Raw genomic sequence first — 26,181 nt, forward strand, 5'->3', positions numbered from 1 at the left:
TCCCCCCCACACTCCAATAACAAGAGACAGTGCTCATGAAAAAAATAATATTTACCGCTGTTTGTACACTACTGGCATTTAGCAGCGCTCAAGCGCGAGAGTTGAAATCCGTCGGGATAACAGTTGGCTCGCTGGGTAATCCTTACTTTGTAGCGATGGTAGATGGCGCCAAAGCCGAGGCACTGCATATCAATCCCGCCGCAAAATTTATCTCAGTGTCGGCAGATTACGATTTGAATAAGCAGTTCACTCAAATCGATAACTTCATTTCTTCGGGCGTAGACTTGATTCTTGTCAACGCCGTCGACCCTGTCGCAATCGCGCCTGCGATTGCGAAAGCAAGGAAGGCAGGCATAGTGGTTGTGGGCGTAGATGTCATGGTGCAAGGTGCCAACGCCACGGTACAGACCGATAACGTCGAAGCCGGCAGGATTGTATGTCAGTACATCTCTGAGAAACTGGGTGGCAAGGGTAACGTTATTATCCAGAATGGTACGCAAACTTCAGCAGTCTTGGACCGAGTCAATGGCTGTAAGAGTGTTTTCGCGCAGGCGCCCGATATCAAAGTACTGTCTGATAATCAGGATGCCAAAGGCTCGCGCGAAGGTGGCTACAGCGTGATGCAAGGCGACTTGACTCGCTTTGCAAAAGTCGACGCGGTGTTCGCGATCAATGACCCCCAGGCCATAGGTGCAGACCTGGCAGCAAAACAACTCAAGCGCAAAGGCATCATTATCGCATCGGTGGATGGAGCTCCCGATATAGAGACTGCGCTCAAAAGCGATACACAGATCCAGGCATCCGCCTCCCAATCCCCTTGGGGCCAGGCACAACAGGCCGTAACGATGGGTAATGACCTGTTGAATGGCAAATCTTTGGAAAGCACAACGGTATTGCTTCAACCCTCACTGGTAACACGAGCCAACGTCATGGAGTACAAAGGCTGGCAAGCTGACCACTGACCAATTGACCACTGAGCGATTGAGTCAAATGACATAGGGGTCCCACCTCTGTCATGCGGGAAATGGCTGCTGCGAGGTGCTCGCAGCGGCCGAACGGCATGAAAATCCCTAGAGGGGCGAACCTACGGGAAACCTGAGCGACGGCTGCTGAGGAGAGATTTGGCATGTTTACCAAAACAAACACAATAGTAAGCACAGAGCTACTCAACTACGTTAAGGCTCTGTCTGGTAATCGAATTGTCGTTGCGCTAGCGGGGCCGCCTGGTGCCGGTAAGTCCACCGTTTCTCAGGCCTTGGTAGAGGCTCTTAATAGCGTTATGCCGGGGAGCGCAGTTGTCGTTCCCGGGGATGGCTTTCATTACGATGACGCGGTTCTTGGATCCTTGAACCTTTTGGATCGTAAGGGCTCACCTGATACATTCGATGTGGGTGGCTTCAGGAGTCTGCTGCTGCGGCTTCGTGCAAACAACGAACCAGTGATTGCCGTTCCGGTATTCGATCGAATCCTGGAGATATCCCGTGCTGCAGGACAGTTGATTCCCTCTGACGTGAAATATCTCATCGTGGAAGGAAACTACCTTCTATTAGACCTCGCCCCATGGTCGTCCTTAAGAGACTGTTTTGACGCCACCATAATGCTGCAGGCTGACCGCAGAACCCTGGAAGCGCGCCTGCTTGATCGATGGCGATCATTGGGTTTCGATGAGGCTACTTCCTATGAAAAAGTTCATCGCAACGACCTTCCGAATGCCGACATTGTGATTTCGGCCAGCAATATCGCTGACTTCACGATCACAAATTAAGATCCCACTTCCTTTTGAGAAAGAATCACGCGTTAACCAACAGCTTTGCTTGGCTAGCTTCTTAACGCTAACAGGCCTACGAACGCTATCAACAACTTGTAGCGAACCTTTAAAGAGCGAATGACTATGTATCTGGTATGTGGTGAAGCGCTGTTCGACTTCTTCAGTGAAAACGACGTCAACACTCAAGCTTCAAAAGTGAACTACAAAGCGATTGCCGGTGGTTCGCCGTTCAACGTCGCCGTCGGCTTGCGCCGCCTGGGCATCGACGTCGCGCTGTTCGCCGGGCTGTCCAGCGACTACCTCGGCCGGCGTTTACAGCAAGTGCTGCAGGAGGAAGGCGTGCGCCCGGACTACCTGCAGGACTTCGACGCACCGACCACTCTGGCGATGGTCGCCGTCGGTGCCGACGGCTCGCCGCATTACAGCTTCCGAGGCGAAGGCTGTGCCGATCGCCAGCTGTTGCCGGGGCATTTACCTGAGTTAAGCGCTGAGGTGCGTGGGTTGCATATCGGCTCGTTCTCGCTGGTGGTGCAGCCGATTGCCGACACGCTGCTGGCCCTGGTCCGCCGGGAAAGCGGCAAACGCCTGATCAGCCTCGACCCCAACGTGCGACTGAACCCGGAACCGAATATCGAACTGTGGCGCGAGCGCATCAACACTCTGGTCGAGCATGCCGACCTGATCAAGGTCAGCGACGAGGACCTGAACCTGCTCTACCCCGAGCGTGATCCGCAGAGCGTGATCCATGGCTGGCTGGAACACCGCTGCCAGCTGGTATTCCTCACCCGTGGTGGCCAGGGAGCAACGGTGTTCAGCCGCCGCCATGGCAGTTGGTCGGCACCGGCCTGCGCAGTGGTGATGGCTGATACCGTGGGCGCCGGCGACACCTTCCAAGCGGCGTTGATCGCCTGGCTGACCGAACAGCAGCTGGATTCGGTGGAGGGTTTGCAGCGCTTGAGTCGCGAACAGATCGACGCGATGCTCACCTTCGCCGTCAGCGCCGCCGCCCTGACCTGCGGCAAGACCGGGCCGGACTTGCCTTATCGGCATCAGTTGGATTGATATCTGGTCGGGGTCTGTATCGCGGGCATTGCAGTTTTCGCGAGCAAGTGGGGTCCCCCCACCACCGCTTGACTTGGGCTGTGGCGAAGACTGGCTGTTGCGGGCGCTGGCTGAACGGACTATCAAAGTGATCGCCGTAGATGGCGACGCGACTTGGTCGAGAAAAGCACTGGATGGTGCTGGACTTCAGCAATTCCCGCCGGAACGAAAAAAGGACCCGACGGTCCTGTTTTCAATCGCTTGCAGAATTCTGTAGAACTCTTCAGCGCAATAATTGGAGCGGGAAACGAGACTCGCATCTGGCGTCCGATCCATTGAAATCTATGGGGTTTCTTTTATTCCTGAAGCAGGAATGGACTCAACTCTGGACTTGTTCGAAGGGTATCTCAAGAACAAAAATTGAATAACTCTATGCCCCTACTCCAAGTGCAGACTCCAATCTCGGGTAGGCAATTTTTAGCCCGGACCACCGTATACAGCCCCGTTGCTGGGGCCGTAAGTATCACTTCCAAGGCCGGCTAAATCAGTGTGCGATGCACACCGATTTCAGTTCGGTGTAAGCCTCAATTACTGCGCGACCGAACTCACGACCCATACCGGATTGTTTAACACCACCAAATGGCATTGCAGGGTCGAGAAGTACGTGAGCGTTGACCCAAACGGTGCCCGCTTCGATACGCGGTACCAGATTCATGGCCTTGCTCAGGTCGTTGGTCCACAGGCTGGCGGCAAGGCCGTAGCGATTGTCGTTGGCCAGGGCAATCACCGCGTCTTCATCGTCAAAGGGCATCACGCCTAGCACCGGACCAAACACTTCTTCCCTGGCCACCGCCATGCTGTGGTCGATATCGGCCAGAATCGTCGGCTGCACATAAAAACCGTCACCTTCCAGTAACTCGCCGCCCGAGACCACGCGCGCACCTTCCCGGCGAGCCAGCTCGATGTGCTTGAGTACGCTTTGTTGTTGCTTGCGCGACACCAGCGGGTTGATCGCTGCGTCGCAGTTCATACCCGCACCGATCGGCATGGCCGATACCGCTGCCGCGAGACCTTCTACAAACTTGTCGTAGATCGAGCGATGCACATAGAAGCGCGAGGCCGCTGCGCAGACCTGGCCGTTGTTCAGCAGGCCACCCAGGATCGCGCCCTGAATGGCTTTTTCGATGTCGGCATCTTCGAGAATGATCATCGGGTTTTTGCCACCCAACTCCAGGGCAAAACGCGTCATGTTTTCCATGCACGCAACGCCGACACTTTTGCCCACAGCGGTGGAGCCGGTGAAGGACACTTTGCTTACCAGCGGGTGCGCCGTCAGTGCGCCGCCTACCGAGGCGCCACCACCGGTCACGACGTTGAATACGCCCGCAGGAATGCCCGCCTCAATGGCCAATTCAGCCAGACGCATGGCGGTCAACGGGGTTTCCATCGCCGGTTTGATGATCACCGTGCAACCGGTGGCCAGCGCCGGCATCAGCTTCCAGGCAGCGATCAGCAGCGGAAAATTCCACGGCACAATCCCGACCACCACCCCCACCGGTTCACGCTTGGTGAAGGCGGTGAACTTCGCACCTGGTGGCAGCGGGATTGACACATCAAAGGTTTGCCCTTCGATCTTGGTCGCCCAGCCGGACATGTAACGCATGAACTCCACGGTGGCGTTCAGATCAAGCGCACGCGCCATGTTGATCGACTTGCCCTGGCTCAAGGTTTCCAACTGGGCCAACTCTTCAGCATGTTCCTCAACCAGGCGGGTGAAGTTCAGCAGAATGCGTTCGCGGTCCGCCGGGCGCAAACCGGACCACACGCCGGACTTGAAGGCGGCATGGGATGACTGCACCGCGCGCTCGACCACTTCCAGCGGCGCATCCAGTGTTTCGCAGAGGGTTTGCCCGGTAGCAGGGTTGACCACGGCAATGCTTTGCCCTTCAGCGAACACCCATCGACCGTCGATGAAACAGCCATGACGGCGGTCGAGGAATGCAGCCACCTGCGGCAGAATTTCAACGTTGCTCATAATTCACCTTTCGTTCAGACGAGTTGTTCAGCCAGAAAACCGGCTGATTACTGTTGTTCTTTAAGGAAACACACGACCGCCTGGCGATCGTCTGCAGAAGCCAGCCCCATGTAGGGCATGTAGGTCCCCGGCACAAAGGCCTGGGGTTGAGCGATGAGTTGCGCGATGTTTTCGGCTTGCCAATTGATGTCTTTGTTGCGCATGGCCTGGGAGTAGTTGAAGCCTTCCAGCGAACCGGATTTACGCCCGACCACACCCGCCAGGTTAGGCCCCATCATCCCCGCCATCCCCTTGCTCACCGAATGACAAACACCGCATTCATTGGCGAAGACCTGGGCGCCATGGCCCTGATCGGGTGTGCACTCGGCCGCCAGCGCGGTGTGCGTCAGGGTGAATGAAAGCAAACCCATGAGGGGTAATCGCAGGGAGGTAAACATAAGAAAACGACCTTGGAATCCGCGCGCTCGTCAAACGAGCGCCAACACTGAAAGTACCGATACAGCGGCGCATCGGTGGGGTTAGTACGGATTGTCGATGGTCGCCGGCACGCAGGTTTTGTCCTGCGTGCCAGTCGTGTTGCCAGGGCTGCCAAACGGGCCAATCTGGCAAGCACAGCCAACTTTTTGGCAACCACACAAAAGGGCGAAAAAGTTCCGGGCCGTAGTATCGAAAAAGACCGCAAACCTGCGCTCAAGAACAAGAACGGATGCCACATATGCTCAAGTCCCCCTTGCTTCGTCTCTCGACTCTCGCGCTGATGATCAGTGCCGGCCAGGCTGGCGCCTACGAACTCTATGCCGATGACGACAGTCACCTGAACGCTACCCTGGAAGCGGTATTGGGTGTTTTCCACAGCCAGGAAAACTACGCGCTGTCCGGCCGCCTCGACCAAGGTTCGTCGTCGTGGCGCGAGGGCTACATCAAATATGGCCTGAGCTTCGACAAAGGCCTCGCCGGTGTGGGCACCGCGTATGGCGCGGCGAACCTGCTCAGTTCCGGCACCTGGGGCGACGGCGATGCCGCGGGCTTCAGCGACGGTTCGGAACGCACCACCAAGTTCGAAGACGCCTACCTCGGCTGGCGTTCGGGCAAACTTTTTGATGTGCTCGGTGAAGACGGCGTGGACCTGTCCTTCGGCCGCCAGAACATTGTGGTCGGTGACGGTTTCCTGATTAATGGCGACGCGCTCAACTTGGGCAAAGGCCTGGCCGACGGCGAATTCAACCGTGGAGGCGCCTACTGGCTGGCCGCGCGCAAAGCGTTTGACGAGACCGCCGTGTTGCGTCTGGGTGGCAAGGAAGGCTGGCGCGGCGACCTGATGTGGTTGAAATCAGACAATCGCGCCCAGGCCAAGACCGAAATGTACGTCGGCACGCTTGAACACGTCGCTGAAGCTGGCACGGTTGGTTTGACCTACATCGACAGCACCGATGTCGACGAGCAATTCGCCTCCCCTGCGCAAGTTGAGCGCGACGGCATGAAGACCTACAGCCTGCGCGCGACAGGCAACGCAGGGGTGAAAAACCTGTTCCTCTCCGGCGAATACGCCAAGCAGGACAAACCCCACACCGCTACCGAAGATGCCTGGTACCTGGAAGCCGGCTGGACCTTTGCCGACGTCGCCTGGACGCCGTATGTCAGCTATCGCTTCAGCCGGTTCTCGGAAGGCTACGACACCCTGTTCTACGGTTTCAGCCGCGGTTACGGCACTTGGTTCCAGGGTGAAGTCGCCGGTAACTACGCAGGCCCGTTCAACACCAACTCGCGCATCCAGAACGTCACACTGAAAGTCTCGCCTCTGGAAAACCTGACGGTGGGCGCGATGTATTTCAACTACGACACCATCGACCGCAGCCTGGGCAATACCGATGGTCACGAAGTCGACCTGTATGCCGAATGGCACGTCAACGAGCACCTGACCGTGATGCCGCTGATCGGCCTCTACCAACCGGACAAGAGCGCCGAAGAAGGCGGCACCCAGCTGGGCAGCAACGACAAGAACCTCTACAGCCAAGTGGTGTTTGCCACCACGTTCTAAGCCAGACCGGGGCAGTGGCGCATCCACTGTCCCTATGGAAAAAGGCCTTTCCAATGCACAAAAAATTCCTGACGATCCAGAGCAAGATCGCCCTGCTTGCCGGCCTATGCCTGCTGTTGGTGGTGGGTTTGCTGATGGGCTTGTCGCTCTATCAAACGCATCAAAGCAGCCAGCAAGTAGCTCGTGCCAGCAGCGAAATGCTGGCCGATGCCGCCAAGGAACACATGCAAGCCCTCGGCAAAGTGCAGGCCATGCAGGTGCAACGAACCTTCATGCAGACTCACGAGTTCGGCCAGGGGTTGTCGCGCTATTTGCTCTACTTAAGGCAACTGCAACATAAAGGCATTCTGACCCGCCAACAACTGCGGCAGGAGCTGAGTACACAGCTTCACCAGGCCCTGATCGACAAGCCCGACCTGCTCGGGCTTTATGTCATTTTCGAGCCCAACGCACTGGACGGCGCCGACGCCAGTTTCGTCGACCAGGCCGCCACGGGCAGCAACGAGACCGGCCGTTTTTCCCTCTATTGGGTACAAAGCAAACCCGGCGAACTGCAAGCGGTGATCGGCGACGAAGCGCTGCTCGCCAACACCTCTCCCGGCCCCAGCGGCGCCCCGTATAACGCTTTCTACACCTGCGCTCGCGATACCCGTCAGGCTTGCGTGCTGGAACCCTATTTTGATGAAGCGTCCGGCAGCCGCAAACTGGTCACCAGCATCGCTTTTCCGCTGATGGACAATGACAAAGTCATCGCCGTGGTCGGCCTCGACATCAACCTCGCCGCCCTGCAACAAAACAGCGAAGCCAGCGCGCATCAACTGTTCGATGGCCATGGGCAGATCAGCATCATCAGCCCGCGCGGGGTGATTTCGGCCAACAGCCAGGACGCCAGTCGCCTCGGCCAACCGTTGGACAGTGCCGAGGTGTTGGACACGTTGCGTCAGGGGCAACCGAAAGTGTTTGTCGATCAGCAGCAAATCAAAGTGCTCGAGCCGTTGGCACCGATTGCCGGCGCTGCGTCATGGGGCGTACTGGTGGGTGTGCCGCAGGAGGTGCTACTGGCACCGGTCATCACGCTGCAAAAGGAGCTCGATGCACAAGGCGTGCAAAGCACGGCGCTGGAACTGCTGTTGGGTGGCGGCTCCGCCCTGCTCGGCTTGCTGTTGATCTGGTACACGGCGTTTCGCATCACCCGGCCGCTGCAAGTGTTGACCCGGGTCATGGAAGATATCTCCCTGGGCGAAGGCGATTTGACTCGGCGCCTTGAGGTGCAATCCCGGGATGAGATCGGCCAACTGGCGACCGCCTTCAACCGCTTTGTCGAGCGTATTCACCAGTCGATCCGTGAGGTGTCTTCGGCGGCGATTGGCGTAAATGAAGTGGCCAAGCGCGTGCTGCTGACCTCCAACTCGTCGATGAGCAACTTCGACGAACAATCGACCCGCACCAACAGTGTCGCCGCCGCCATCAACGAGCTGGGTGCCGCCGCGCAGGAAATAGCGAGTAATGCGTCCAATGCCTCACAGCAGGCCTCTGCCGCACGGCAACAAGCCGAAGACGGGCGTCAGGTGGTTGAGCGCACGATTCAAGTGATGAACGAACTGTCCGGAAAAATCAGCGCATCGTGCGTCAACATCGAAGTGCTGAACGATAAAACCGTGAACATCGGGCAGATCCTGGAAGTAATCAAAGGCATCTCTCAACAGACCAACCTGCTGGCCCTCAACGCGGCCATCGAAGCGGCGCGGGCAGGCGAAGCGGGCCGGGGCTTTGCGGTGGTCGCCGACGAAGTGCGCAGCCTGGCCGGGCGCACCCAAACGTCGGCACTGGAGATTCAGCAGATGATTGAAGAGCTGCAAGTGGGCGCGCGCGACTCGGTCACCACCATGACCGAGAGCCAGCAGCACAGCGAGGAAAGCGTCAGCATCGCCAACCTTGCCGGTAAACGGTTGGGCAGCGTGACCCAGCGTATCGGTGAGATCGACAGCGTTAACCAGTCTGTCGCGGCAGCGACTGAAGAACAGACCGCGGTGGTCGAGGCTTTGAACGTGGACATTACTGAAATCAACACACTGAATCAGCAAGGGGTGGAAAACCTGCATTCGACGTTGCAGGCCTGCACAGAACTGGAGCGGCAGGCTGATCGGCTTAATCAGTTGGTGGGGAGTTTTCGTATCTGAGATTGGCGTTGCCTGACACACCGCTTTCGCGAGCAGGCTCGCTCCCACATTTGATGTCTGTCGACCACAAATTTTGTGTTCACTGGAGATCCATTGTGGGAGCGCGCCGGCTCCGGGCGGCATTGCGACGAAGAACGATAACGCGGTGTCGCTGCTCTCCTCTAATACGCCAAATCTGGCACCCACACGCAACCAGATGGCATGCGCGCAAACAAGCCACTCCGCCCGCCGCGCGTAGTATCAAAACCGACCTCTTCTACCCCCAAAAACAATAAATCGACCTTAGGGTCGCAGGAGCCTTCTGTGCTTAAGAAAAATGCGTTGGGTTGGCCAAAAATCGCCGGCCTCGGAATTGCGTTGGTGGTGGCCGGGCAGTTTTCCGGCTGGAATTTTGGGCTGATGGCGGGCGGCTGGCTGAACATGTTGATCGCCACATTGTTGATGGCCTTGCTCTGCGGCGGTCTGGCGTTATGCGTAGCAGAACTGTCGACCGCGCTGCCGAGTGCCGGCGGCGTGTTCGTCTATGCACAAAGCGCGTTCGGACCATTCGTGGGCTACCTGGTGGGCGTAGCGTGTGCGGTGGCACTGACCATCAGCACTGGCGCGGCGGCGACCTTCATTTGCGCCTATACCGAGTCGATTTTCGGCCTCGGCGGCTGGCCGGTAAAAATCGCTTTGTTCGCGGTCATTATCGGCATCCACCTGCGCGGCGTCGGTGAAGCCATGGGGTTGACCATGATCGCTGGCGTCATCGCGGTCGTCGCCCTGCTCACCTTTGGCGTGGCCATGGCGCCGCATGTCGAGCTGACCAACCTGTTGAAGATGCCTTCTGCTAACTCAGCGCCAGTGATCAGTTTCGGTGGCATCTTCGCCTGTGTTCCGTTCGCCATCTGGTTGTTCATTACCGTTGAGCAAATCGGCTCGGCTGCCGAAGAGGCGGACAATCCTGCTCGCAGCATGCCGCGCGGCATTCTCGCGGCCATCGGCACTTTGCTGGTGACGGCGCTGGTCGTTTTGGTCTGCGCACCGGGCGCGGGCGGCGTCGAGCTGGTGGGGTCGGCCGGTGATCCGCTGTACGCCGCGATGACCAGCACCAACGCCTACGGCGAAGCCTCGTGGTTGGCGAAGGTGATTGGCTGCGGCGCGGTGTTCGGGCTGATCGCTACGTTCTTCTCGTTGGTGTACGCCGCCTCCCGGCAGCTGTTCGCCATGGCCCGCGATGGCTTGTTCCCGCAGTGGCTGGGGAAAACCGGCAAGCGCGGCACTCCATTCTCGGCGCTGCTGTTGATTGGTGTGATTGGCCTGCCGATGTCAGCGGTCGAACCAGCGACCGTGATGCTCGCGGTCGTGCTGCTGCTCAACGTTTGCTACCTGTTCATTTTCGGCGCCTATCTGCGCATTAAAAGCAGCCAACCGGATCTGCCGCGTCCGTTCCGTCTGGCGGGTGGCAAGGTGATTGCCTGGCTAGGCCTGGCCCTGACGCTGGTGGTGATCGCAGCCTGCTTCCAACTCGACCAACTGATGCTGATCGCCCTCGCGGTGACCTTCGCCCTGTGTATTTTCAACTTCCTGCTGCGTGCCCGACTGCAAGGCCGCACCACCGTACTCGAGGTTCAAGACCATGCCTGAAGACACGCTTTTGCAGCGCCGCCACCGCGTACTCGGCAGCGCCTCACCGTTGTTCTACGACAAGCCATTGCACCTGGTGCGCGGTGAAGGTGTCTGGCTGTTTGACGTTGACGGTCGGCGCTACCTCGACGTCTATAACAACGTACCTTGCGTCGGCCACTGCAACCCTCACGTGGTGGAAGCGATGCACCGCCAGGCCATGACGCTGAACATCCACACGCGCTACCTCGATGAACACATCGTACGCTACGCCGAGCGCCTGACGGCGACCTTTGCCGAGCCGCTCGACACCGCAATGTTCACCTGCACTGGCAGCGAGGCCAACGAACTGGCGCTACGCCTGGCACGTTTCGCCAGCGGCGGTACCGGCATCATCGTCAGCGATTACAACTACCACGGTAATTCCGCGTCATTGGCCGAAGTCACCACCGCACTGCCGTCGCCGGAACCGTTCGCCACACATGCCCGCGCGGTACCCATTCCGTGCCTGTACCGGGCACCAGCCGGGACCACCGAGGCGCAACTGGCGGAGCACTATGCCGCGAACATTGCAGCGGCCATCGCCTCGCTGCAGGCTCAGGGCATTCGCCCGGCAGCATTGCTGATCGACACCCTGTTTGCTAACGAAGGCTTGCCACGGGTGCCGGCCGGTTTCGTAAACAAAGCCGCTGAACTGATCCGCGCGGCGGGCGGTTTATTCATCGCTGATGAAGTGCAATCCGGCTTTGCTCGTACCGGCGAACATCTGTGGGGGCATCAGGCCCACGCTGTGGTACCGGACATCGTCACCCTCGGCAAGCCAATGGGGAACGGTTATCCGTTAGCCGGTTTGATCACCAGCAAGGCGCTGGTCGAGTCATTCGGGCGCAGTGCCATGTACTTCAACACGTTTGGCGGTTCGCCGGTGGCGGCAGCGGTCGGAATGGCGGTGCTCGATGTGATTGAAGAGCAACAGCTGCTGCGTAATGCGCACACCGTGGGCGCTTATGTGCAGCAGCGTCTGCAAGTGCTCGCCAGCAAGCATTCGATCATTGGCGACGTGCGCGGCAAAGGCCTGCTCTTCGCCCTGGAACTGGTGCGTGACCACGCCAGCAAAGAGCCCGCTGGGCTGGAAGCGCGCAAGGTGGTCAACCATATGCGTGAACTTGGCGTGCTGATCAGCAAGATCGGCGCAGGCGACAACATTCTGAAACTGCGGCCGCCGCTGGTGTTCAACCGCGAGCACGCCGACCTCTTCGTTGACACGCTAGACACCGCCCTGAGCGCTATCTGAGGCCCCGCCATGACTGATTTCCACACCCTGAGCCACGACCAGCAAGTCGCCAGACTGCACGACCTTGCGCGCCACGCCCTGCAACACTGGGATGGCACCTTTGCCGAGGTTGAACTGGTGAAATTCCGCGAGAACGCGGTGTTCTCGGCACGCCGTGAGGACGGCCAACGAGTCGCCCTGCGCATCCATCGCAATGGCTATCACGGCGAGGCGGCGCTGCGTTCCGAGCTGCAATGGATGGAGGCGCTGGCCACGGCCGGCATCACCGTGCCACAGATTATCCGGGCCCGGAACGAGCGCCATCTGATCGAAGTGATCCATGCCGACATCGGCGAACCGCGCCATGTCGACATGCTCGCCTGGCTGCCCGGCGCGACGGCGGGCACCTCGGAAGCCGGGGTACATGCGGATACCGAAATCGACTTTCTGTTTGCCGAAGCAGGTGCGATTGCCGCGCGCATTCATTTGCATACAGCCGAGTGGCAGCAGCCGGACGAGTTTGTCCGGCATGCCTGGGATGAAGAGGGTTTGATTGGTGCCAACCCGTTCTGGGGACGTTTCTGGGATCTGGAACAACTAAATGAAGAACAACGTGAACTGTTGCAACAGGCCCGTCGCCGCGCACGCTGCTACCTGCGCCAATATGGTCGGCATCTGGACAACTTCGGGATGATTCACGCCGACCTGGTGCCCGAGAATTTGCTGATCGAAGGTGCCAACCTGCGCCTGATCGACTTCGACGATGCCGGGTTCGGTTGGCACATGTTTGAGCTCGCCACCGCGCTGTACTTCTGCCTGGACGACCCGCGTTATGAGCAAATCAAAACGGCGCTGTTTGCTGGTTATGACGCGATCAAACCGCTGACTGCGGCTGATCGAGAGACGCTGGCGCTGTTTCTGCTGCTGCGTGGCACGACGTACCTGGGCTGGATTCATACCCGTAAAGGCACGCCGACGGCGATTGAGATGGCGCCGATGTTGATTGATCGGGCGTGTCGATTGGCGCGGGAGTATTTGCAACAGTAGTGGCAAACACCAGAGCTTGTGTGGCGAGGGAGCAAGCTCCCTCGCCACAGTTATGCTAAACGCTTTTAATCAAGGCAGTTTCAGCACACCGCACCGGCATGCTCAAGCCGATGAAACAGCCGGTTAAAATACACCAGACTGTCACCTTCCCCGCGTACACCAACCTTCGACAGCTCGACAAACATCACCGAGTGCGAACCGACTTCCTTGCACTCGCTGATCCGCCCTTCGAGCTGCACCAGCGCATCGCGCAGCACCGGCACGCCTGTCTCGCCGCCATCCCACAAATCCCAAGCAAAACGCTCTGCCATCGGCACCTGGGTCATGCCGGCAAAGTGTCGGGCCAACTCTTCCTGCTCGCCACACAGAACGTTGACGCACAGACGGCCATTGGTACGGAACACATCGTGTGTCGCACTGCCACGGTTGACGCAGACCAGCACGGTGGGGGGCGAATCAGTCACCGAACACACCGCGCTGGCGGTAATGCCGCAGCGCCCGCCAGGACCATTGGTGGTGATGATGTTCACTGCAGCAGGCAACTGCGCCATGGCGTTGCGAAAGTCTATTTGATGCTGGCTCAGGTCGGCCATGTCATTGCCCCTCCTTTAGGAGGACCGCCAGTATGCGGTCCGTAGGTGATGGAACAAGACTAAGGTCCGACACGCTGCACGACTATCCTGACCATCCCCATGCTGAGGTTGGCTTTCCGCTAGTCGACTAGGTGGTTTCTTTATCGTCAGGGCCAGTCACAGTGGGTATCCTGCTAACTAGCTCCTTGATGAGCCGATATCCGCCGCAGCGTGCATGCGTGCGAAAACAATAATTAGAAATTTTCGTGGCAGTCCCTGATGGAAATCCGCAAACCGATTGTTTATATCGTTGATGACGACAAAGACCTGCGCACCTCACTGGCCTGGTTGCTGGAGTCGGTCAGCGTGCAGGCGCAATGCTTTGCAGGCGCTGAAGAATTCCTCAGCCAATACGACCCCAAGCAGCCGGCGTGTCTTGTGCTGGACGTGCGCATGCCGGAGACCAGCGGTTTTCAGTTGCAGGAAATACTCAACCAGCGCGGCAGCACCTTGCCGACCATCTTCGTGTCCGCCCATGGCGACATTCCGATGTCCGTGACAGCGATGAAGAACGGCGCACTGGATTTCGTTGAGAAGCCCTATAACCCGCAGCAAATGATCGAACGCATCCAGGCCGCGCTGAAGGCTGCCGTGCACGCCCAGGCCGATCAGGAACAACGCCAGCATCTGCAAAGCAAGCTTAAGTTGCTCACCAGCCGCGAACGCGAAGTGTTGATGCTGGTGATCGATGGCAAAGCCAGCAAAGTGATTGCCCGGGAGCTGAACATCAGCGTCAAAACCGTTGACGTGCATCGCACCAAGATCAAGGAAAAGATGGGCGTGACCAGCATCGCCATGCTGGTGCGTGAAGTGCTGCATTTGCCGGCGGAAGAGCCTACGCGACACTAAGGCACACACTCCCCCTGTAGCAGCTGTCGAGCTTGCGAGGCTGCGTTCGGCTGCGCAGCAGTCGTGAAATCAGGCGATGCGGTGCATCAGTAAGACAGCGTACTCAGGTTTTACGGCTGCTGCGCAGCCGAACGCAGCCTCGCAAGCTCGACAGCTGCTACAGGATCAGCTCTGGCTGTAGCGCTTGCGATACGCACCCGGCGACACGCCAAAACGCGATTTGAATGCCGACGAGAAGTAACTGGAGTCGGAGAATCCCCAGGCGTAGCACAGCGCCGAGAGCTTCTGCTCGACGTGCGCGCGGCGCAGGTTTTCCGCGCAGAAATCCAGGCGTCGGTGCTTGATATATTGCGCCACCACCAGGCCGCGCTTGGAGAACATCCGGTACAAGCCACGCACCGAAATCCCTACCTCACGGGCAATCAGCTCGGGACACAGTTCTTCAACACTGAGGTGTTCGTCGATGTAGGCGATGATCTTGCGGAACTGCCGTTCATGGGCATCGCCGCCGTTGTCACGGGCGCTGATCCCCGGCAAGAGCAGGCTGACCAGGGCATCGAGTACGGCTTCGCTTTCCTGCATGTCCAGGCCTTTCTGCTGCCGGGTATCCAGCACCAGCTTATTGGCCATCGCGGCCAAAGGCGTGTTAGCCGCGATGCGCGTGGCGCAGTTGACAGCATTGAAATGCGAGCCACGCTCCACCACCTGACGCGGCAGGATCAGTGACAACTGTCGGGAATCATCGTTGTAGGTCATGTCGCTCGGGCGGCAGGCATCGATCAGGGCGATGTCGCCAGTGCCCAGCTGAGCGCGGTTGTCGCCCTGCTCCAGCTGCGAACTGCCGCGCATCTGGAATACCGCGTAGTAGTGGCCGTCGCTGCTGATGCTGACGTCTTTGCTGGTGCGATACAGATGAACGTGCGCCATGTCGACGACACTGAGGTTGATGGCGCCGCTGCGGAACTCCGCCAGCTCACCGTAAAAATCCGAATCCAGCGCTCGGGCATCGAAACGCCCACAGGCCTGGTTGACCTGGCTCAGCCAGTTTTCGAACGCCTCATTGCGAACCGCCGAAGAAGTCATCATCACTGCAAAGCCTCACGCGTATTTTATTGTTATTTTTCGACCGCTTCGTCGAGCGGTTCGGCAAATGTTTCGTACTGGGTCGTCACCTCCTTCGACGGCCGCCGGCCCCCATTCAACAGGCTCCGGCGTGAGCTTGCCAGCGTTCCCTCTCGTTAAATGTCCAATACCAGACGAGCGGAAAGCGCTCGCGAAACGCAGGCGCAAATCTGCTTGTTGGCCGCCTTCTCTTTGTTCGACAAACAGTTGTCGCGATGCTCCGGTACACCTTCCAGTACCTCCACTATGCAGGTACCGCAGATACCTTCGCGACATTCGGTGTCGATATCACAGCCGTGGGCCTGCAGCACATCGATCAGGCTGGTATTGGCCGGTACCTGAAGAACCACGCCAGAGCTGGCCAGCTCCACTTCGAAACTGCCACTAGGGCCCGCATTGGCGGCCGAGTCGGCTGCAAAGTGTTCGAGGTGAATCGCGTCGTCAGATCGGCTGCGCGCGGCCACTTCCACCACTTTATTCATGAACGGTGCTGGACCGCAGGTGTACACATGCGCTGCACTGCCCGACTGGTTCAGGCATTCACACAACGCCGCATCCAGATCACCCGGCTCGACGCCGTAGTGAAACTGCACGTAACCGGCAAAAGTGCTCGCCAGAAGGTCAGCAAACGCCGCATAGGCCGGCGAACGGGCGAAATAATGCAGACGCCACGGCTGGCCGCTTTCCGTCAGCCGATACGCCATGCTCAGCAGCGGCGTAACACCGATACCGGCCGCGAACAATACATGCTCGGTCGCCGACGGGTCGAGGCGAAACAGGTTGCGCGGTGCACCCATTTCCAGCTCCATGCCCTCTTCCACCTGCTCGTGCAACGCCAACGAGCCACCGCGCGACTGCGCCTCCTTCTTCACCGCCACCAGATACGCGCGGCGATCGTGCGGCGGGCTGCACAGAGAATACTGGCGGGTAACCCCGGTTGGCCCGGTGAGGTCAACATGAGCTCCCGGTTCATAGGTGTCGAGTGGCTGGCCGTCACTGCGCACGAGGCGAAAGGAACGGATATCCAGCGCTTCGTCGACGATCCTTTCGATTTTCACCTTCATCATTGCGTCACCTGAATACGGTTGTTTTTGTAATGAGGCCTGGTGGCGAGGGGATTTATCCCCGTTGGGCTGCGAAGCGGCCCCCAGCGTCCATTCAGACAAATTGTGTTGTCCGGAATTACGACTGCTTCGCAGCCGAACGGGGATAAATCCCCTCGCCACAGTGATCTTCAACAGGCCGGTTTCAGCGCATGAACAAGCCGCCGTTGATGTCCCAGCACGCACCCGTAACCGAAGCCGCGTGGTCAGCGATCAGCAGCAACACACTGTCGGCGATGTACTCAGGGTCTCCCAGAGTGCTGACAGGGATCATTTTCAGAATCTGCTCCAGGCGCTCCGGAGCCACGGTTTCACGCACCACCGGCAAATCAAGCGGCCCCGGCGAAATGCTGTTGACGGTCACGCCTTGCGGGGCCAATTCGCGGGCGAAGACTTTGGTCAGTGTCGCGACGCCACCCTTGGCCGCGGCGTAATGCGCGCCAGTGGCGGTACCGCCGTTTTGCCCGGCGAGGGAGGCGATGTTGACGATGCGACCAAAACCGCGCTCGGCAAAGTGCGCGCCGAACACCTGACACGCGACAAACGTGCCGCGCAGGTTGATCGCCATCGACTCGTCGAACTCCTCTGGGGTAATGTCCATCAGCGCCGCGACTTTCGACACTCCGGCGTTGTTCACCAGAATGTCGGTGCCGCCCCAACGCTCGGCGAGTAGATCGCGGGCCCGCACAAAATCGTCTTTGTTGCGCACATCCAGTTCAATGGCGACGGCATTCGCGCCGCTGCTATCAAGCTCAAGAGCAAGACTTTGCACACCGTCCAGGCGCACATCCGCCAGACCCACGCGATAACCTGCTGCATGCAAGCGGCGGGCGATGCACTCGCCCAGGCCACGCGAGGCGCCGGTGACCAGGGCTACTCGGTTCATGGTGGTGGGCCTCATAGCAGGAAGCCGAGCGCGCTCAGGCTGTCGGTGGAATTGATCAGGCGTACGACCTTGCGTTCCAACGTCGCCACTCCGTCGGTGAAGCGAATGCGGTGGTTCAGGTCGGCCACGAACGGCGTATGCACGCCGCGTTTGTAGGCATACAGCAGCTGCGCGGAATTGACTTCAACGAGGTCGCCCGCCGCTTCCACCAAACGGAACCGCGAGACGCTGCGCACGGTTTTCGCCGCATCCACCGCCGACGGTGAATAGCCGGCGGTCAGGCGTTCGATGCGCAAGTCACGCATACGCGCGTCGTCGTAGGCGTAGTTGAGGGTGGCTTCAAAGTCTTCGGTGTCCGGGTCAATCGGCACGATGTACCGACCGCTTTCGCTCCACAACGACGCCCACTCGGCGTAACTCTTGTGGTCGAGCAGTTCGGCTTCGCGCCAGATGAATTCGATGGCCTGGGCCAACGGACCGGAAAAACCGTTCAGGGTGTCGTGATTGCTCATTGGCTCATCATCCTTTTCCACATGTCATAGGCACCGCGCATGCCGCCCTCGTCAGTGGCGTGGGAGACCTTGTCGCCGTTGTCGGCAATGATTTCGCGATTGAGGCCACGGTTGACCAGGATCGGCGCGTCGACGCCGGCGTACGAGCCGCGCTGTACGCGGTCCCAGGCCTCGGCATCGTCCGGGCTGCCGAAACCGAACGGGCCCTGGAAGTGTTCGTGAATGCGCATCCGTTCGCGGTTGGCGATCTCCGGGCCGCCGTCCATGCCGAGCGCAACGTGGCGGATCTCAGTTTCAGTGACCGAGATCGGGCGCAGCACGCGGAAGAACGACATCGACATCGCGACGTTCGGGAACAGGTTGAGGTTGAAACCGGCGCCGTGCAGCGAGCGGACGATGCGACGGACTTGCGCAGGCACCATGGTTTTCGACAGTTCTTCAGTGACGTGAGCGAAACGCTCCTGCAACTGTTCGGTGCCGTCGTCATGATCCAGGTCGACATGCTCGGGCACCATCACCATCACGCTGTGACCGTTGCCCAGTGAATGAGTGACGGCCTGTTCGTCGGTCATGAACGAGAGCATTTCCGAGGTTTCTTCATCCACCGACGACATGAACGACTTGTGCACGATCGGGAAGTGGTAACCGTCGGTGGTGTTTTCCAGCTGGATCTTCCAGTTGCCTTTGAAGCTGAACTTGTGTTCGCCCTGGGTCTTGATCGGATAGCCAGCGCCCTGCTTCATGAACAGGTCCATCCAGTGTTTCGCGCCACCGAGGAAGTCTTCCAGCGGTTCGATCTCATCGTTGTAACTGGCGAACACCATGCTGGCGTAGCTTTCGACGCGCAGGCTGGTGAGCGGCAGTTCGGACTTTTCCAGAATGCCTTCGTAGCCGTCCGGATAAGGCAGCGCACGCAGCTTGCCGTCCAGGCCATACGACCAACTGTGGTACGGGCAGGTGAAACCGGTGGCGTTGCCTTTGTGCTTTTCACACACAGTGGCGCCACGGTGCCGGCAGCGATTTTCCAGGACGTTGATGTTGTTCTTTTTATCGCGGACAACGATCACCGGACGCCGGCCAATGGTCGCGGTCTTGAAGTCACCGCTGTTGCGCACTTCACTTTCGTGAGCGACCCACACCCAGGTGCGGTAGAAAATCTTTTCCAGCTCGGCTTCGAAGAGCGCCGGATCGTTGTACAGCGAGACGTCAACGCGGTCGTGTTTGACCAGTTCGTCTGGGCTTTTAGACGTTGCGATCAACCGGTATTCATGAGTGCTCATGCGGTCCTCCTCATGGCTTTTTAAGATTTATTTTTAGAGGCGGGCCGTTCACCGGCCATGCTCTTTTGCAGCTGCGCACCGAAAGCGCAGACGAGTTCGTCCTGACCTTTACGGCCAACAATCTGCAGGCCGACTTTCAGCCCGCCGCAATCCAGTTCCACCGGTATCGTCAGTGCTGGATGGCCGCTGAGGTTGAAAGGTCTTACCAGCGGCGTCATGCCGGCCACGGCTTTGCTCGCACTGCGGGCTTCGTTCAGCGTGGGTGGCAGGCTCGGCAACGTCGGCAAAAGCAGTACCGCGAATTCTTCCAGGGCGGCATCCACCTGCTGGCTGAAGCGCACGCGCACCTTTTCGGCTTCCGCCAGGTCAGCGGCGCTAGTGCGGCTGGCGGCCAACAGGCGCTGTTCCACATCCGCGCCGATCAGACCTTTGCCGGTAAGGTGGCCAAACGCGGCCCAGTTTTCGAAATTGATGACGGTCAGGCCGGCGGCGAATGCGGCGTCGAATTCGCTCAGTTGCACGCTACTGCGACGCCAACCCGCACGGTCGGCAGCGGCGCCGAGGCAGGCGTGCAGATGCGGGTCGCAGGCGACGTCGAGGAAGCCCACTGACACATTGCTCGAAGGCAGGTTTTGAACCCGGAAGCCGGGGCAGATCACCTGCATCGCGGCAATCAGGTCGTCCATGTTCGCCGCGAACGGTCCTACGCAATCGAGGCTGGACACTGCCGGATGCGCGCCCACGCGGCTGACTCGCCCGTAAGTCGGTTTCAGCCCGGCGATGCCGCAACACGCCGCTGGTACACGTACTGAACCGCCGGTGTCGGTGCCAATGGCAATGTCTGCCAGGCCTGCCGCGACGGCTGCTGCCGAACCGCTGGAGGAGCCGCCCGGGACCCGATCCGGTGCTTGCGGATTGATCGGCGTGCCGGTCCAGTCGTTAATGCCGGTAACACCGAAGGCCAGCTCATGCATGTTGGTTTTGCCAACGATCTGCCAACCGGCGTCGAGGATCGCGTCCACCACCTCGGCGTTGCGTGTTGCAGGCATGGCATCGGCAAATGCGCGGCTGCCCGAACGTGTCGGATGCCCGGCAATGTCGATCGAGTCTTTGATCGCGACCCGTTTGCCACCGCCGCCCAGTAAGAACTCGCTGATAAAAGTACTCATACACCCAGCTCCGTGTTGAATAAGCGTTGCGTACGAAAATGCGCGATCAACCAGACACCGTCGACACAGCGGAAATCGATGTTCAGCCGCGTGCCGAACAATTCGCTGCGCCGATCGGCGTAGGTGCAAATCTGCTGCATGATCCATTGCCCTTGCGCCGTGCTGCCGTCGACCACGATCGACTCGCTGGTGAGGTAATGCAGGTTCAGGCGAAAGTGCTCGGACGGTGGCAAGTAACCGGCCACAAACGTCGCCACGGCGTCACGCCCCCGGTGCTGGCCAAAGGTCTGCGCGGTCTGGCTGCCAACGCCTTCCCAGAGGGCATCGGCACTGAACAACTGCGCCAACTCGCTGACATGGGTGGCCGCCCGGGGTACATCGCACAGGTCCATGTAGCGCGCCATCAAACGGCGCACCTGACTCTCCCCTTCGAGCGTCTTGAGACGCTGCAGCAAGGCCTCGTTCATGGCTTAAACCTTGGCGGCGTCAGGGATGGTCAGCGGACGGCCGATGCGCGCTTCGACCTTGGCGTAGCGCCACAGGCTGTATTCGTTCACCGGCGTGGTGCGGAACAGGTTGCAGGCGTCGATCACCGACTGATGGCAATCGACGTCGGCCATGATGTAGACGGTCCATGGTGAGGTCGTGGATGGGCCGACCATCAAGCGGTCATCGTCCATCGCGCCCAGCACGGTGATGCCCGGCATGGCGCCGAGTGAGCCCATCATCTGGCTGAAGCCTTTCCAAACGCTCAGGCCTTCGCCGGTCGGCAAGTCGAAAAAGTTCTGGGTGATGCCGATGCAAAAGACGACGCGCAGGGGTTCTTGGGTAGCTTGCGACATGGGATTGATCCTTGAAGAAGTGATGACGATTCAGATGTAGCCAGGAAATGGCGGTACGCCGAGGAACACCGAACCGGCGCCGTCATACAGGCCTTCGCTGAGAAATGCGTGCTGGGTGACCACCATCGAGTCGCGCAGGTAACGCTGCAGCGGATGGCGCAAGTAAATCGCGGTGGTCCCCGCCAGGCTGTAAGCGCTCTGCACCACGGCCGCACCCGCACGTGAAACGTGAATGGCAGAGAGGCGCAACAGGCTAGTTTGTTCGGCGGTGACCGGGTTGCCGGCGAGGATCGAGTTCCACACCTGCTCGGTAGCGCCGTAGAAGAAGCCGCGTGCGGCGGCGAGTTGCGCTTCGGCCTTGGCAATCTCGATGCGCACATAGGGGCGGTCGGCCATCTTCGGCGCGCCGGTGATGCCACTGCCGGCGGCCATGCGGCTGACTTCGTCGAGCGCTGCACGGGCCAGGCCGAGGTTGACCACCGCCAGCACTTGCGCGGCGTAGGCAATCGACGGGTAGCGGAACAACGGTTCATCGACGGTTGAGGCACCACCACGAATGAAGGTCCAGCGCTCATCGACGCGTTTGTCGTTGACCCGCAGGTCATGGCTGCCGGTGCCTTTGAGACCGACCACATCCCAGTTTTCGATGATCTCGACCTGGCTTGCCGGGAATACTGCTGTGCGCGGCTTGCCGCCGGCAGCGCCGATACCGACACCTAGCAAATCAGCGCCTTTGCAGCCGCTGGCAAATTTCCAGGTGCCGTTAACCTGCCATCCGCCCTCTACTGCCTCGGCGGGCTGCAACGGGAACAAGCCAGCGGCGAACACCAGATCAGGGCTTTGCGCGTAAATCTCGGCCAGGGTTTCTTTCGGCAAAGCCGCAAGATAGACGCCGGCGCTACCAAAACTGGCCACCCAGCCTGCGGAGCCGTCGGCTTCGGAGATGCGTTCAATTATGTGTAGAAATTGTGCCGGTGCCATGGCGTTACCGCCGTAGCATTTCGGTGTCGCGGCACGGTAGATGCCCACCTGTTTGAAGCGCTCGATCATGTCCCGTGGCACGTGGGAGCCGGTGTCGAATTCATTCCGACGCTTGCGCACCTCGTCGAGCACCTGCTGAAATTCCCGACTCTCGACGATATTATCGACAACGCTTGGCAGAGCGTCTTTTTCCGCGACAGCTGAACGCAGCATGGGCTTCTCTCCGTTTATTTGTTATTAGCCGGAGCCTGCCTGGAGGCGTGGCGACCGTTGATGGGTTCAGTGTAAAAACCGCATCGGGTCACCACTATTGGGGCGTGCAGCCCCTCGGCTAAAGAAAACCCCTAGCCCGCCCCCCGTTACCTCTGAGCGCATCCCCACACGCAAGACGGTATAAAACGCCATACTTCCACTTTCACCCCTAGTGGAACTCTCCGCCTCCAAGGGTTGCGCGATGTATCTACCAAAACCGAACGACTTTTACACCCTCATCGAAGCCATGCCGTTGTGCATCATTCTTCACGACGCACAGAGCAAGGAGATTCTCTGGGCCAACGCCGCGGCCTTGAAGGCGCTCGGCTTTACCCTGGAAGAACTTACTCCACTGAAGGCCCCGGACATGACCCGCGACGCACCGAAGTACCGCCGCTCGGTAGGTTTGCGTTGGCTGGAGGGCGCCGCGCGCACTGGCCAGCGCGCCATCGAGTGGTGTTATCGCTCCAAACAAGGGGTGGAAATTCTGTCCGAGGCGGTCGCGACCCTGGTGCATCTGGATGGCCGCGATGTGCTGATGGTGCAGTTCCGCGACATCTCCAAGGAAGACAAGGTCAAACGCGACCTCAAGCGTTTCGAAAGCCGGCTCAAAGCGTTTATGCAGGACCTGGCCGAGGGCGTTGCGGTACTCGGTCCGCAAGGTGATATCCGCTTTATAAGCGACTCCGGCGCGCACTTGCTCAACGGTGAGGAACACGCGCTGATCGGCGAAAACTTCCTCGCCTGGTGCGACGAGCCTTCGCGCCTGCGCCTGCTGCACCAGATGGCCAGCGAACAACCGGAGCACGCGCCCTTCAGCGTGCACTACCACGTGCAGCGGCGTGACGGTGAGTGGCGCTGGCATGACGCGACGTGCCGCTTTATCGAGATTGAAGACGACCTGATCGGCCATTTGCTGCTGTTCCGCGACGTCACCGAGCAAGTCCGCGCCGAAGAAGCACGGCGCGTCAGCGAGCAAAAGCTCGAGTACCTGGCACGCTACAACGCGATGGGCGAAATGGCCGTGGCCATCGCTCATGAACTGAGTCAGCCACTGGCCGCCACTCGCAACTTCATTGAAGGCGCGGTAATTCGCCTGGGTAACGTTGAAACGACTGAACAAGGCGTTGCCTGGGGTTTGCAAAACGCCGTGCGACAAATCGAGCATGCCTCGCTGATCATCAAAAGCGTGCGCGATTACGTGGTCAAGCTGGAGCAATCCGAAGAGCTGATTGACCTCAATGAGCTGCTGCGCGAAACCCGTTACTTCATCAGCCTGCGCGCCGCCCCAAGCTTGATCAAAGTCGACATTGTCACCAGCCCTGAACCGCTGCTGGTGAGTTGCGAGAAAGTGTTGATCGGCCAGGTCATCCTCAACCTGGCCTTCAATGCGATTGAAGAGATGAGCGATTTGCCCGTCGAACGGCGCCTGCTGCGCATCCATGCCAGCGCCGACAAAGAGGTCGCATTAGTGAGCATCGAAGACTGCGGTCGCGGCATTCAAGCCGAGGCGCAAGAGAAGCTTTTCGACGGCTTCTTCTCTTCCAAGGTCAGCGGTAACGGCATCGGCCTGGCCCTGTGCAAAAACATCATCGGCCGTCACCGTGGCGATATCTGGGCGCAAAACCTCGAGCCCTGCGGCGCCGTTTTTACCTTCTCCCTTCCCCTCGCAACCCCCGCCTGACCCCGCCTGACCCCGCAATCGCGGCGTGTGCGGCCAGTTTCATCAGACTGGCACAGACACACAAACACTTGGCAGCCACAACAATTCTTCGGTTTTCCCGGCGAGGCAGAATCGAACTGCAAAAATCTGCCACTGCACCCGCGATGTGCGAGAACAATAATTCAGGGAGTTCCCCCTAATGCGAGCCACCAGGATCACCGTACAGTCAGGGCTGAGTCTCAGCCTGCTGGTACTCGGTTTGAATAATGCCAGCGCGGACCTGCCCGCTGACACAATCGGCCAGACCACCTTGGCGTTTCCCGCTGAAGCACACCGAGCATTCATCATTGATGTTGAATTCGAGAGTTTCGTGGCGGGCCGTGTCACCGTGGTCGACCCTGACAAAAAACGCGTCCTCGGCATGGTGCCGACCGGCTTTGCCGCCCCCTCGACGCTGAGCCATGACCGCAAGACGATCTACAGCGCCGACATCTTCTACTCCCGTGGTACCCGCGGTACGCGTACCGATGTGCTGACCGCCTGGGACAGCTCGACCCTGTCGCCGGCCTGGGAGCTGTTGATTCCGACCAAACGCGCCGAATCCCTGACCCAGCGTTACTCGCTGAAGCCGAGCGGCGATGACCGTTTCGTCTACGTCTACAACTTCACCCCTTCGACCTCTGTGACCGTAGTCGATACCCAAGCCAAGGCCGTCACCACCGAAATCGCGATTCCGGGTTGCGTGCTCAACTACCCGATCGGCAACCGCCGTTTCGCCTCGCTGTGTGGCGACGGCAGCTTGCAGGTGGTCACTCTCAATGAGCAGGGGCAGGAAGCCTCGCGCAGCCGCACGCCGTTCTTCGACCCGAACGCGGAAAAACTGGTGGAGCGCGCCGTGAACGTCGGCGACACCTATTACTTCACCACCACAACGGGCACCGTGCGGCCGGTGGATTTTGCCGGTGAAGCGCCAAAGATCCTGCCGTCCTGGTCGTTGACCACCGACGAGGAAAAGAAAGCCGGCTGGGCTCCGGGTGGCTGGCAGCTGATGGCCGTCGCGCCGAAGCTGGACCGTTTGTACGTGCTGATGCACGACGCTCACGAACCCATGAAGTGGGAAGACCCAAGCCCGCTGATCTGGGCCTTTGACCTCAAGACCCACAAGAAACTGGCGACCCTGCAAGCACCGGTTCCGGTGTGGAGCATGCAAGCGACCGGCGACGACAAACCGCTGTTGCTCGGCACCGACGTGGAAGGCGGCTTGCAGATCTTCGACCTCAAGACCAACACGCTCACCGGCAGCATGCCGAAAGTCGCGAAAACGGCGACTCAGGTTCTGAGCTACTAACGAGGTTCGGCCATGCACACAGATCCGATCTTCATCATTGCCAGCGCACTCGCTATTGCCGTGTTGCTGGCCAGTGCCGCAACTCACAAGTTGCGGGCACCGGCGCGTTTCGCCAAGCAACTGGCTGACTACCAACTGCTGCCCGACTCACTGGTGCGTCCGAGCGCCAGCCTGATTCCACTGTTTGAGCTGGTGATTGCCTTCGCGTTGCTGGTTCCGGTCAGCCGTGCCTGGGCAGCGTTGAGTGCCGCAAGCCTGCTGACACTGTATGCCGCCGCCATCGGCATCAACCTGTGGCGCGGCCGTCGCGACATCGACTGCGGCTGTGCCGGTCCGGACCAGGCGCAACCACTGCGCCCGGTTCTGCTGCTGCGCAACACCGTGCTGGTAGGGCTGGCGCTGCTTGCCAGCGTGACGCCGATAGTCCGTGACCTGAACATTTTCGATGGCTTTGTGACTGTCTCAGCCAGTGCTGTTGCGCTGCTCATTTACGCCGCAGCCGATGGCTTGCTGGCGAACTCCCCTCTTCTGCTCAAACTGATTGGTAGGTGA

General features: G+C 59.5%; 23 protein-coding genes and 2 pseudogenes. 13 read left to right on the forward strand and 12 right to left on the reverse strand.

What is annotated here, in order from left to right; all coding sequences use genetic code 11:
* Positions 1-35: 35 nt before the first annotated feature.
* The 3 genes from DFS28_RS10315 (at position 36) to DFS28_RS10325 (ending at position 2,830) form a co-directional block, all read left to right on the forward strand.
* The gene (locus tag DFS28_RS10315; protein WP_111449655.1) at positions 36-962 is read left to right on the forward strand and encodes an ABC transporter substrate-binding protein; all 927 of its coding nucleotides are present in this window, start codon (positions 36-38) and stop codon (positions 960-962) included.
* 164 nt (positions 963-1,126) lie between these two features.
* Positions 1,127-1,765 (forward strand): nucleoside triphosphate hydrolase, encoded by a 639-nt coding sequence (locus DFS28_RS10320; protein WP_008145810.1) that lies wholly within the window; start codon positions 1,127-1,129, stop codon positions 1,763-1,765.
* Positions 1,766-1,891: 126 nt separating this feature from the next.
* Complete coding sequence (locus tag DFS28_RS10325; RefSeq protein WP_111449656.1) at positions 1,892-2,830, forward strand: carbohydrate kinase; 939 nt, start codon at positions 1,892-1,894, stop codon at positions 2,828-2,830.
* Positions 2,831-3,353: 523 nt separating this feature from the next.
* Here DFS28_RS10325 and DFS28_RS10335 read toward each other — a convergent pair.
* Entirely contained in the window at positions 3,354-4,844 is a 1,491-nt protein-coding gene (locus DFS28_RS10335) for an aldehyde dehydrogenase family protein (protein ID WP_111449657.1), read from the reverse strand.
* Between the two features lie 47 nt (positions 4,845-4,891).
* A complete protein-coding gene (locus tag DFS28_RS10340; protein WP_111449658.1) occupies positions 4,892-5,281 on the reverse strand; it encodes a cytochrome c family protein in 390 nt (129 codons plus the stop codon).
* Between the two features lie 278 nt (positions 5,282-5,559).
* Between DFS28_RS10340 and DFS28_RS10345 the strand changes: the two genes are divergently transcribed.
* The 6 genes and pseudogenes from DFS28_RS10345 (at position 5,560) to DFS28_RS10365 (ending at position 12,990) form a co-directional block, all read left to right on the forward strand.
* The gene (locus DFS28_RS10345) at positions 5,560-6,882 is read left to right on the forward strand and encodes a hypothetical protein (RefSeq protein WP_111449659.1); all 1,323 of its coding nucleotides are present in this window, start codon (positions 5,560-5,562) and stop codon (positions 6,880-6,882) included.
* A gap of 272 nt (positions 6,883-7,154) precedes the next feature.
* Positions 7,155-8,207: pseudogene (locus tag DFS28_RS31145) on the forward strand (HAMP domain-containing protein); the annotation flags it as partial.
* Positions 8,208-8,465: 258 nt separating this feature from the next.
* Positions 8,466-9,062: pseudogene (locus DFS28_RS31150) on the forward strand (methyl-accepting chemotaxis protein); the annotation flags it as partial.
* Positions 9,063-9,365: 303 nt separating this feature from the next.
* The gene (locus DFS28_RS10355) at positions 9,366-10,691 is read left to right on the forward strand and encodes an amino acid permease (RefSeq protein WP_111449661.1); all 1,326 of its coding nucleotides are present in this window, start codon (positions 9,366-9,368) and stop codon (positions 10,689-10,691) included.
* On the forward strand, positions 10,684-11,964 hold the full coding sequence (locus DFS28_RS10360; protein WP_111449662.1) for an aspartate aminotransferase family protein: 1,281 nt from the start codon (positions 10,684-10,686) through the stop codon (positions 11,962-11,964). Before DFS28_RS10355 ends, DFS28_RS10360 begins: the two co-directional genes overlap by 8 nt.
* Before the next feature lie 9 nt (positions 11,965-11,973).
* On the forward strand, positions 11,974-12,990 hold the full coding sequence (locus tag DFS28_RS10365; protein ID WP_111449663.1) for a phosphotransferase enzyme family protein: 1,017 nt from the start codon (positions 11,974-11,976) through the stop codon (positions 12,988-12,990).
* 80 nt (positions 12,991-13,070) lie between these two features.
* Here DFS28_RS10365 and hpaC read toward each other — a convergent pair whose 3' ends face one another.
* Positions 13,071-13,583 (reverse strand): 4-hydroxyphenylacetate 3-monooxygenase, reductase component, encoded by a 513-nt coding sequence (gene hpaC / locus DFS28_RS10370; protein WP_111449664.1) that lies wholly within the window; start codon positions 13,581-13,583, stop codon positions 13,071-13,073.
* Between the two features lie 258 nt (positions 13,584-13,841).
* Here hpaC and DFS28_RS10375 point away from each other — a divergent pair, with 258 nt between their 5' ends.
* The gene (locus DFS28_RS10375; protein WP_111449665.1) at positions 13,842-14,471 is read left to right on the forward strand and encodes a response regulator transcription factor; all 630 of its coding nucleotides are present in this window, start codon (positions 13,842-13,844) and stop codon (positions 14,469-14,471) included.
* Positions 14,472-14,636: 165 nt separating this feature from the next.
* Here DFS28_RS10375 and feaR read toward each other — a convergent pair whose 3' ends face one another.
* From feaR to DFS28_RS10425, 9 genes are all read right to left on the reverse strand, one after another.
* Positions 14,637-15,557, reverse strand: a complete 921-nt coding sequence (gene feaR / locus DFS28_RS10385; protein WP_111449666.1) for a transcriptional regulator FeaR — start codon at positions 15,555-15,557, stop codon at positions 14,637-14,639.
* Positions 15,558-15,709: 152 nt separating this feature from the next.
* A complete protein-coding gene (locus DFS28_RS10390) occupies positions 15,710-16,660 on the reverse strand; it encodes a PDR/VanB family oxidoreductase (RefSeq protein ID WP_111449667.1) in 951 nt (316 codons plus the stop codon).
* Between the two features lie 181 nt (positions 16,661-16,841).
* A complete protein-coding gene (locus DFS28_RS10395; protein ID WP_111449668.1) occupies positions 16,842-17,582 on the reverse strand; it encodes an SDR family NAD(P)-dependent oxidoreductase in 741 nt (246 codons plus the stop codon).
* Between the two features lie 11 nt (positions 17,583-17,593).
* Entirely contained in the window at positions 17,594-18,094 is a 501-nt protein-coding gene (locus DFS28_RS10400) for an aromatic-ring-hydroxylating dioxygenase subunit beta (protein ID WP_111449669.1), read from the reverse strand.
* Positions 18,091-19,374, reverse strand: coding sequence for a Rieske 2Fe-2S domain-containing protein (locus DFS28_RS10405; RefSeq protein ID WP_111449670.1), 1,284 nt, complete (start codon positions 19,372-19,374; stop codon positions 18,091-18,093). Before DFS28_RS10405 ends, DFS28_RS10400 begins: the two co-directional genes overlap by 4 nt.
* A gap of 20 nt (positions 19,375-19,394) precedes the next feature.
* On the reverse strand, positions 19,395-20,543 hold the full coding sequence (locus tag DFS28_RS10410; protein ID WP_111449671.1) for an amidase: 1,149 nt from the start codon (positions 20,541-20,543) through the stop codon (positions 19,395-19,397).
* The gene (locus tag DFS28_RS10415; RefSeq protein WP_111449672.1) at positions 20,540-21,010 is read right to left on the reverse strand and encodes a nuclear transport factor 2 family protein; all 471 of its coding nucleotides are present in this window, start codon (positions 21,008-21,010) and stop codon (positions 20,540-20,542) included. Before DFS28_RS10415 ends, DFS28_RS10410 begins: the two co-directional genes overlap by 4 nt.
* Before the next feature lie 3 nt (positions 21,011-21,013).
* Complete coding sequence (locus tag DFS28_RS10420) at positions 21,014-21,385, reverse strand: hypothetical protein (protein ID WP_033062066.1); 372 nt, start codon at positions 21,383-21,385, stop codon at positions 21,014-21,016.
* Positions 21,386-21,415: 30 nt separating this feature from the next.
* Positions 21,416-22,579, reverse strand: a complete 1,164-nt coding sequence (locus tag DFS28_RS10425; RefSeq protein WP_111449673.1) for an acyl-CoA dehydrogenase family protein — start codon at positions 22,577-22,579, stop codon at positions 21,416-21,418.
* 241 nt (positions 22,580-22,820) lie between these two features.
* Between DFS28_RS10425 and DFS28_RS10430 the strand changes: the two genes are divergently transcribed.
* The 3 genes from DFS28_RS10430 to DFS28_RS10440 all read left to right on the forward strand — a co-directional run bounded on the left by DFS28_RS10430 (position 22,821) and on the right by DFS28_RS10440 (position 26,181).
* Positions 22,821-24,302, forward strand: coding sequence for a PAS domain-containing sensor histidine kinase (locus DFS28_RS10430; RefSeq protein WP_111449674.1), 1,482 nt, complete (start codon positions 22,821-22,823; stop codon positions 24,300-24,302).
* Between the two features lie 178 nt (positions 24,303-24,480).
* Positions 24,481-25,629, forward strand: a complete 1,149-nt coding sequence (locus DFS28_RS10435; RefSeq protein WP_111449675.1) for an amine dehydrogenase large subunit — start codon at positions 24,481-24,483, stop codon at positions 25,627-25,629.
* Between the two features lie 12 nt (positions 25,630-25,641).
* Positions 25,642-26,181: a MauE/DoxX family redox-associated membrane protein gene (locus tag DFS28_RS10440; protein WP_111449676.1), complete on the forward strand. Its 540-nt coding sequence runs from the start codon at positions 25,642-25,644 to the stop codon at positions 26,179-26,181.

Source organism: Pseudomonas sp. 478 (assembly GCF_003254125.1).
Classification (GTDB): Bacteria; Pseudomonadota; Gammaproteobacteria; order Pseudomonadales; family Pseudomonadaceae; genus Aquipseudomonas.

Bases quoted from the DNA above. Each gene is read 5' to 3' on its own strand.
- DFS28_RS10315 (WP_111449655.1), top strand. From the start codon at position 36: ATGAAAAAAATAATATTTACCGCTGTTTGTACACTACTGGCATTTAGC.
- DFS28_RS10320 (WP_008145810.1), top strand. From the start codon at position 1,127: ATGTTTACCAAAACAAACACAATAGTAAGCACAGAGCTACTCAACTAC.
- DFS28_RS10325 (WP_111449656.1), top strand. From the start codon at position 1,892: ATGTATCTGGTATGTGGTGAAGCGCTGTTCGACTTCTTCAGTGAAAAC.
- DFS28_RS10335 (WP_111449657.1), bottom strand. From the start codon at position 4,844: ATGAGCAACGTTGAAATTCTGCCGCAGGTGGCTGCATTCCTCGACCGC.
- DFS28_RS10340 (WP_111449658.1), bottom strand. From the start codon at position 5,281: ATGTTTACCTCCCTGCGATTACCCCTCATGGGTTTGCTTTCATTCACC.
- DFS28_RS10345 (WP_111449659.1), top strand. From the start codon at position 5,560: ATGCTCAAGTCCCCCTTGCTTCGTCTCTCGACTCTCGCGCTGATGATC.
- DFS28_RS10360 (WP_111449662.1), top strand. From the start codon at position 10,684: ATGCCTGAAGACACGCTTTTGCAGCGCCGCCACCGCGTACTCGGCAGC.
- DFS28_RS10365 (WP_111449663.1), top strand. From the start codon at position 11,974: ATGACTGATTTCCACACCCTGAGCCACGACCAGCAAGTCGCCAGACTG.
- hpaC (WP_111449664.1), bottom strand. From the start codon at position 13,583: ATGGCCGACCTGAGCCAGCATCAAATAGACTTTCGCAACGCCATGGCG.
- DFS28_RS10375 (WP_111449665.1), top strand. From the start codon at position 13,842: ATGGAAATCCGCAAACCGATTGTTTATATCGTTGATGACGACAAAGAC.
- feaR (WP_111449666.1), bottom strand. From the start codon at position 15,557: ATGATGACTTCTTCGGCGGTTCGCAATGAGGCGTTCGAAAACTGGCTG.
- DFS28_RS10390 (WP_111449667.1), bottom strand. From the start codon at position 16,660: ATGATGAAGGTGAAAATCGAAAGGATCGTCGACGAAGCGCTGGATATC.
- DFS28_RS10395 (WP_111449668.1), bottom strand. From the start codon at position 17,582: ATGAACCGAGTAGCCCTGGTCACCGGCGCCTCGCGTGGCCTGGGCGAG.
- DFS28_RS10400 (WP_111449669.1), bottom strand. From the start codon at position 18,094: ATGAGCAATCACGACACCCTGAACGGTTTTTCCGGTCCGTTGGCCCAG.
- DFS28_RS10405 (WP_111449670.1), bottom strand. From the start codon at position 19,374: ATGAGCACTCATGAATACCGGTTGATCGCAACGTCTAAAAGCCCAGAC.
- DFS28_RS10410 (WP_111449671.1), bottom strand. From the start codon at position 20,543: ATGAGTACTTTTATCAGCGAGTTCTTACTGGGCGGCGGTGGCAAACGG.
- DFS28_RS10415 (WP_111449672.1), bottom strand. From the start codon at position 21,010: ATGAACGAGGCCTTGCTGCAGCGTCTCAAGACGCTCGAAGGGGAGAGT.
- DFS28_RS10420 (WP_033062066.1), bottom strand. From the start codon at position 21,385: ATGTCGCAAGCTACCCAAGAACCCCTGCGCGTCGTCTTTTGCATCGGC.
- DFS28_RS10425 (WP_111449673.1), bottom strand. From the start codon at position 22,579: ATGCTGCGTTCAGCTGTCGCGGAAAAAGACGCTCTGCCAAGCGTTGTC.
- DFS28_RS10430 (WP_111449674.1), top strand. From the start codon at position 22,821: ATGTATCTACCAAAACCGAACGACTTTTACACCCTCATCGAAGCCATG.
- DFS28_RS10435 (WP_111449675.1), top strand. From the start codon at position 24,481: ATGCGAGCCACCAGGATCACCGTACAGTCAGGGCTGAGTCTCAGCCTG.
- DFS28_RS10440 (WP_111449676.1), top strand. From the start codon at position 25,642: ATGCACACAGATCCGATCTTCATCATTGCCAGCGCACTCGCTATTGCC.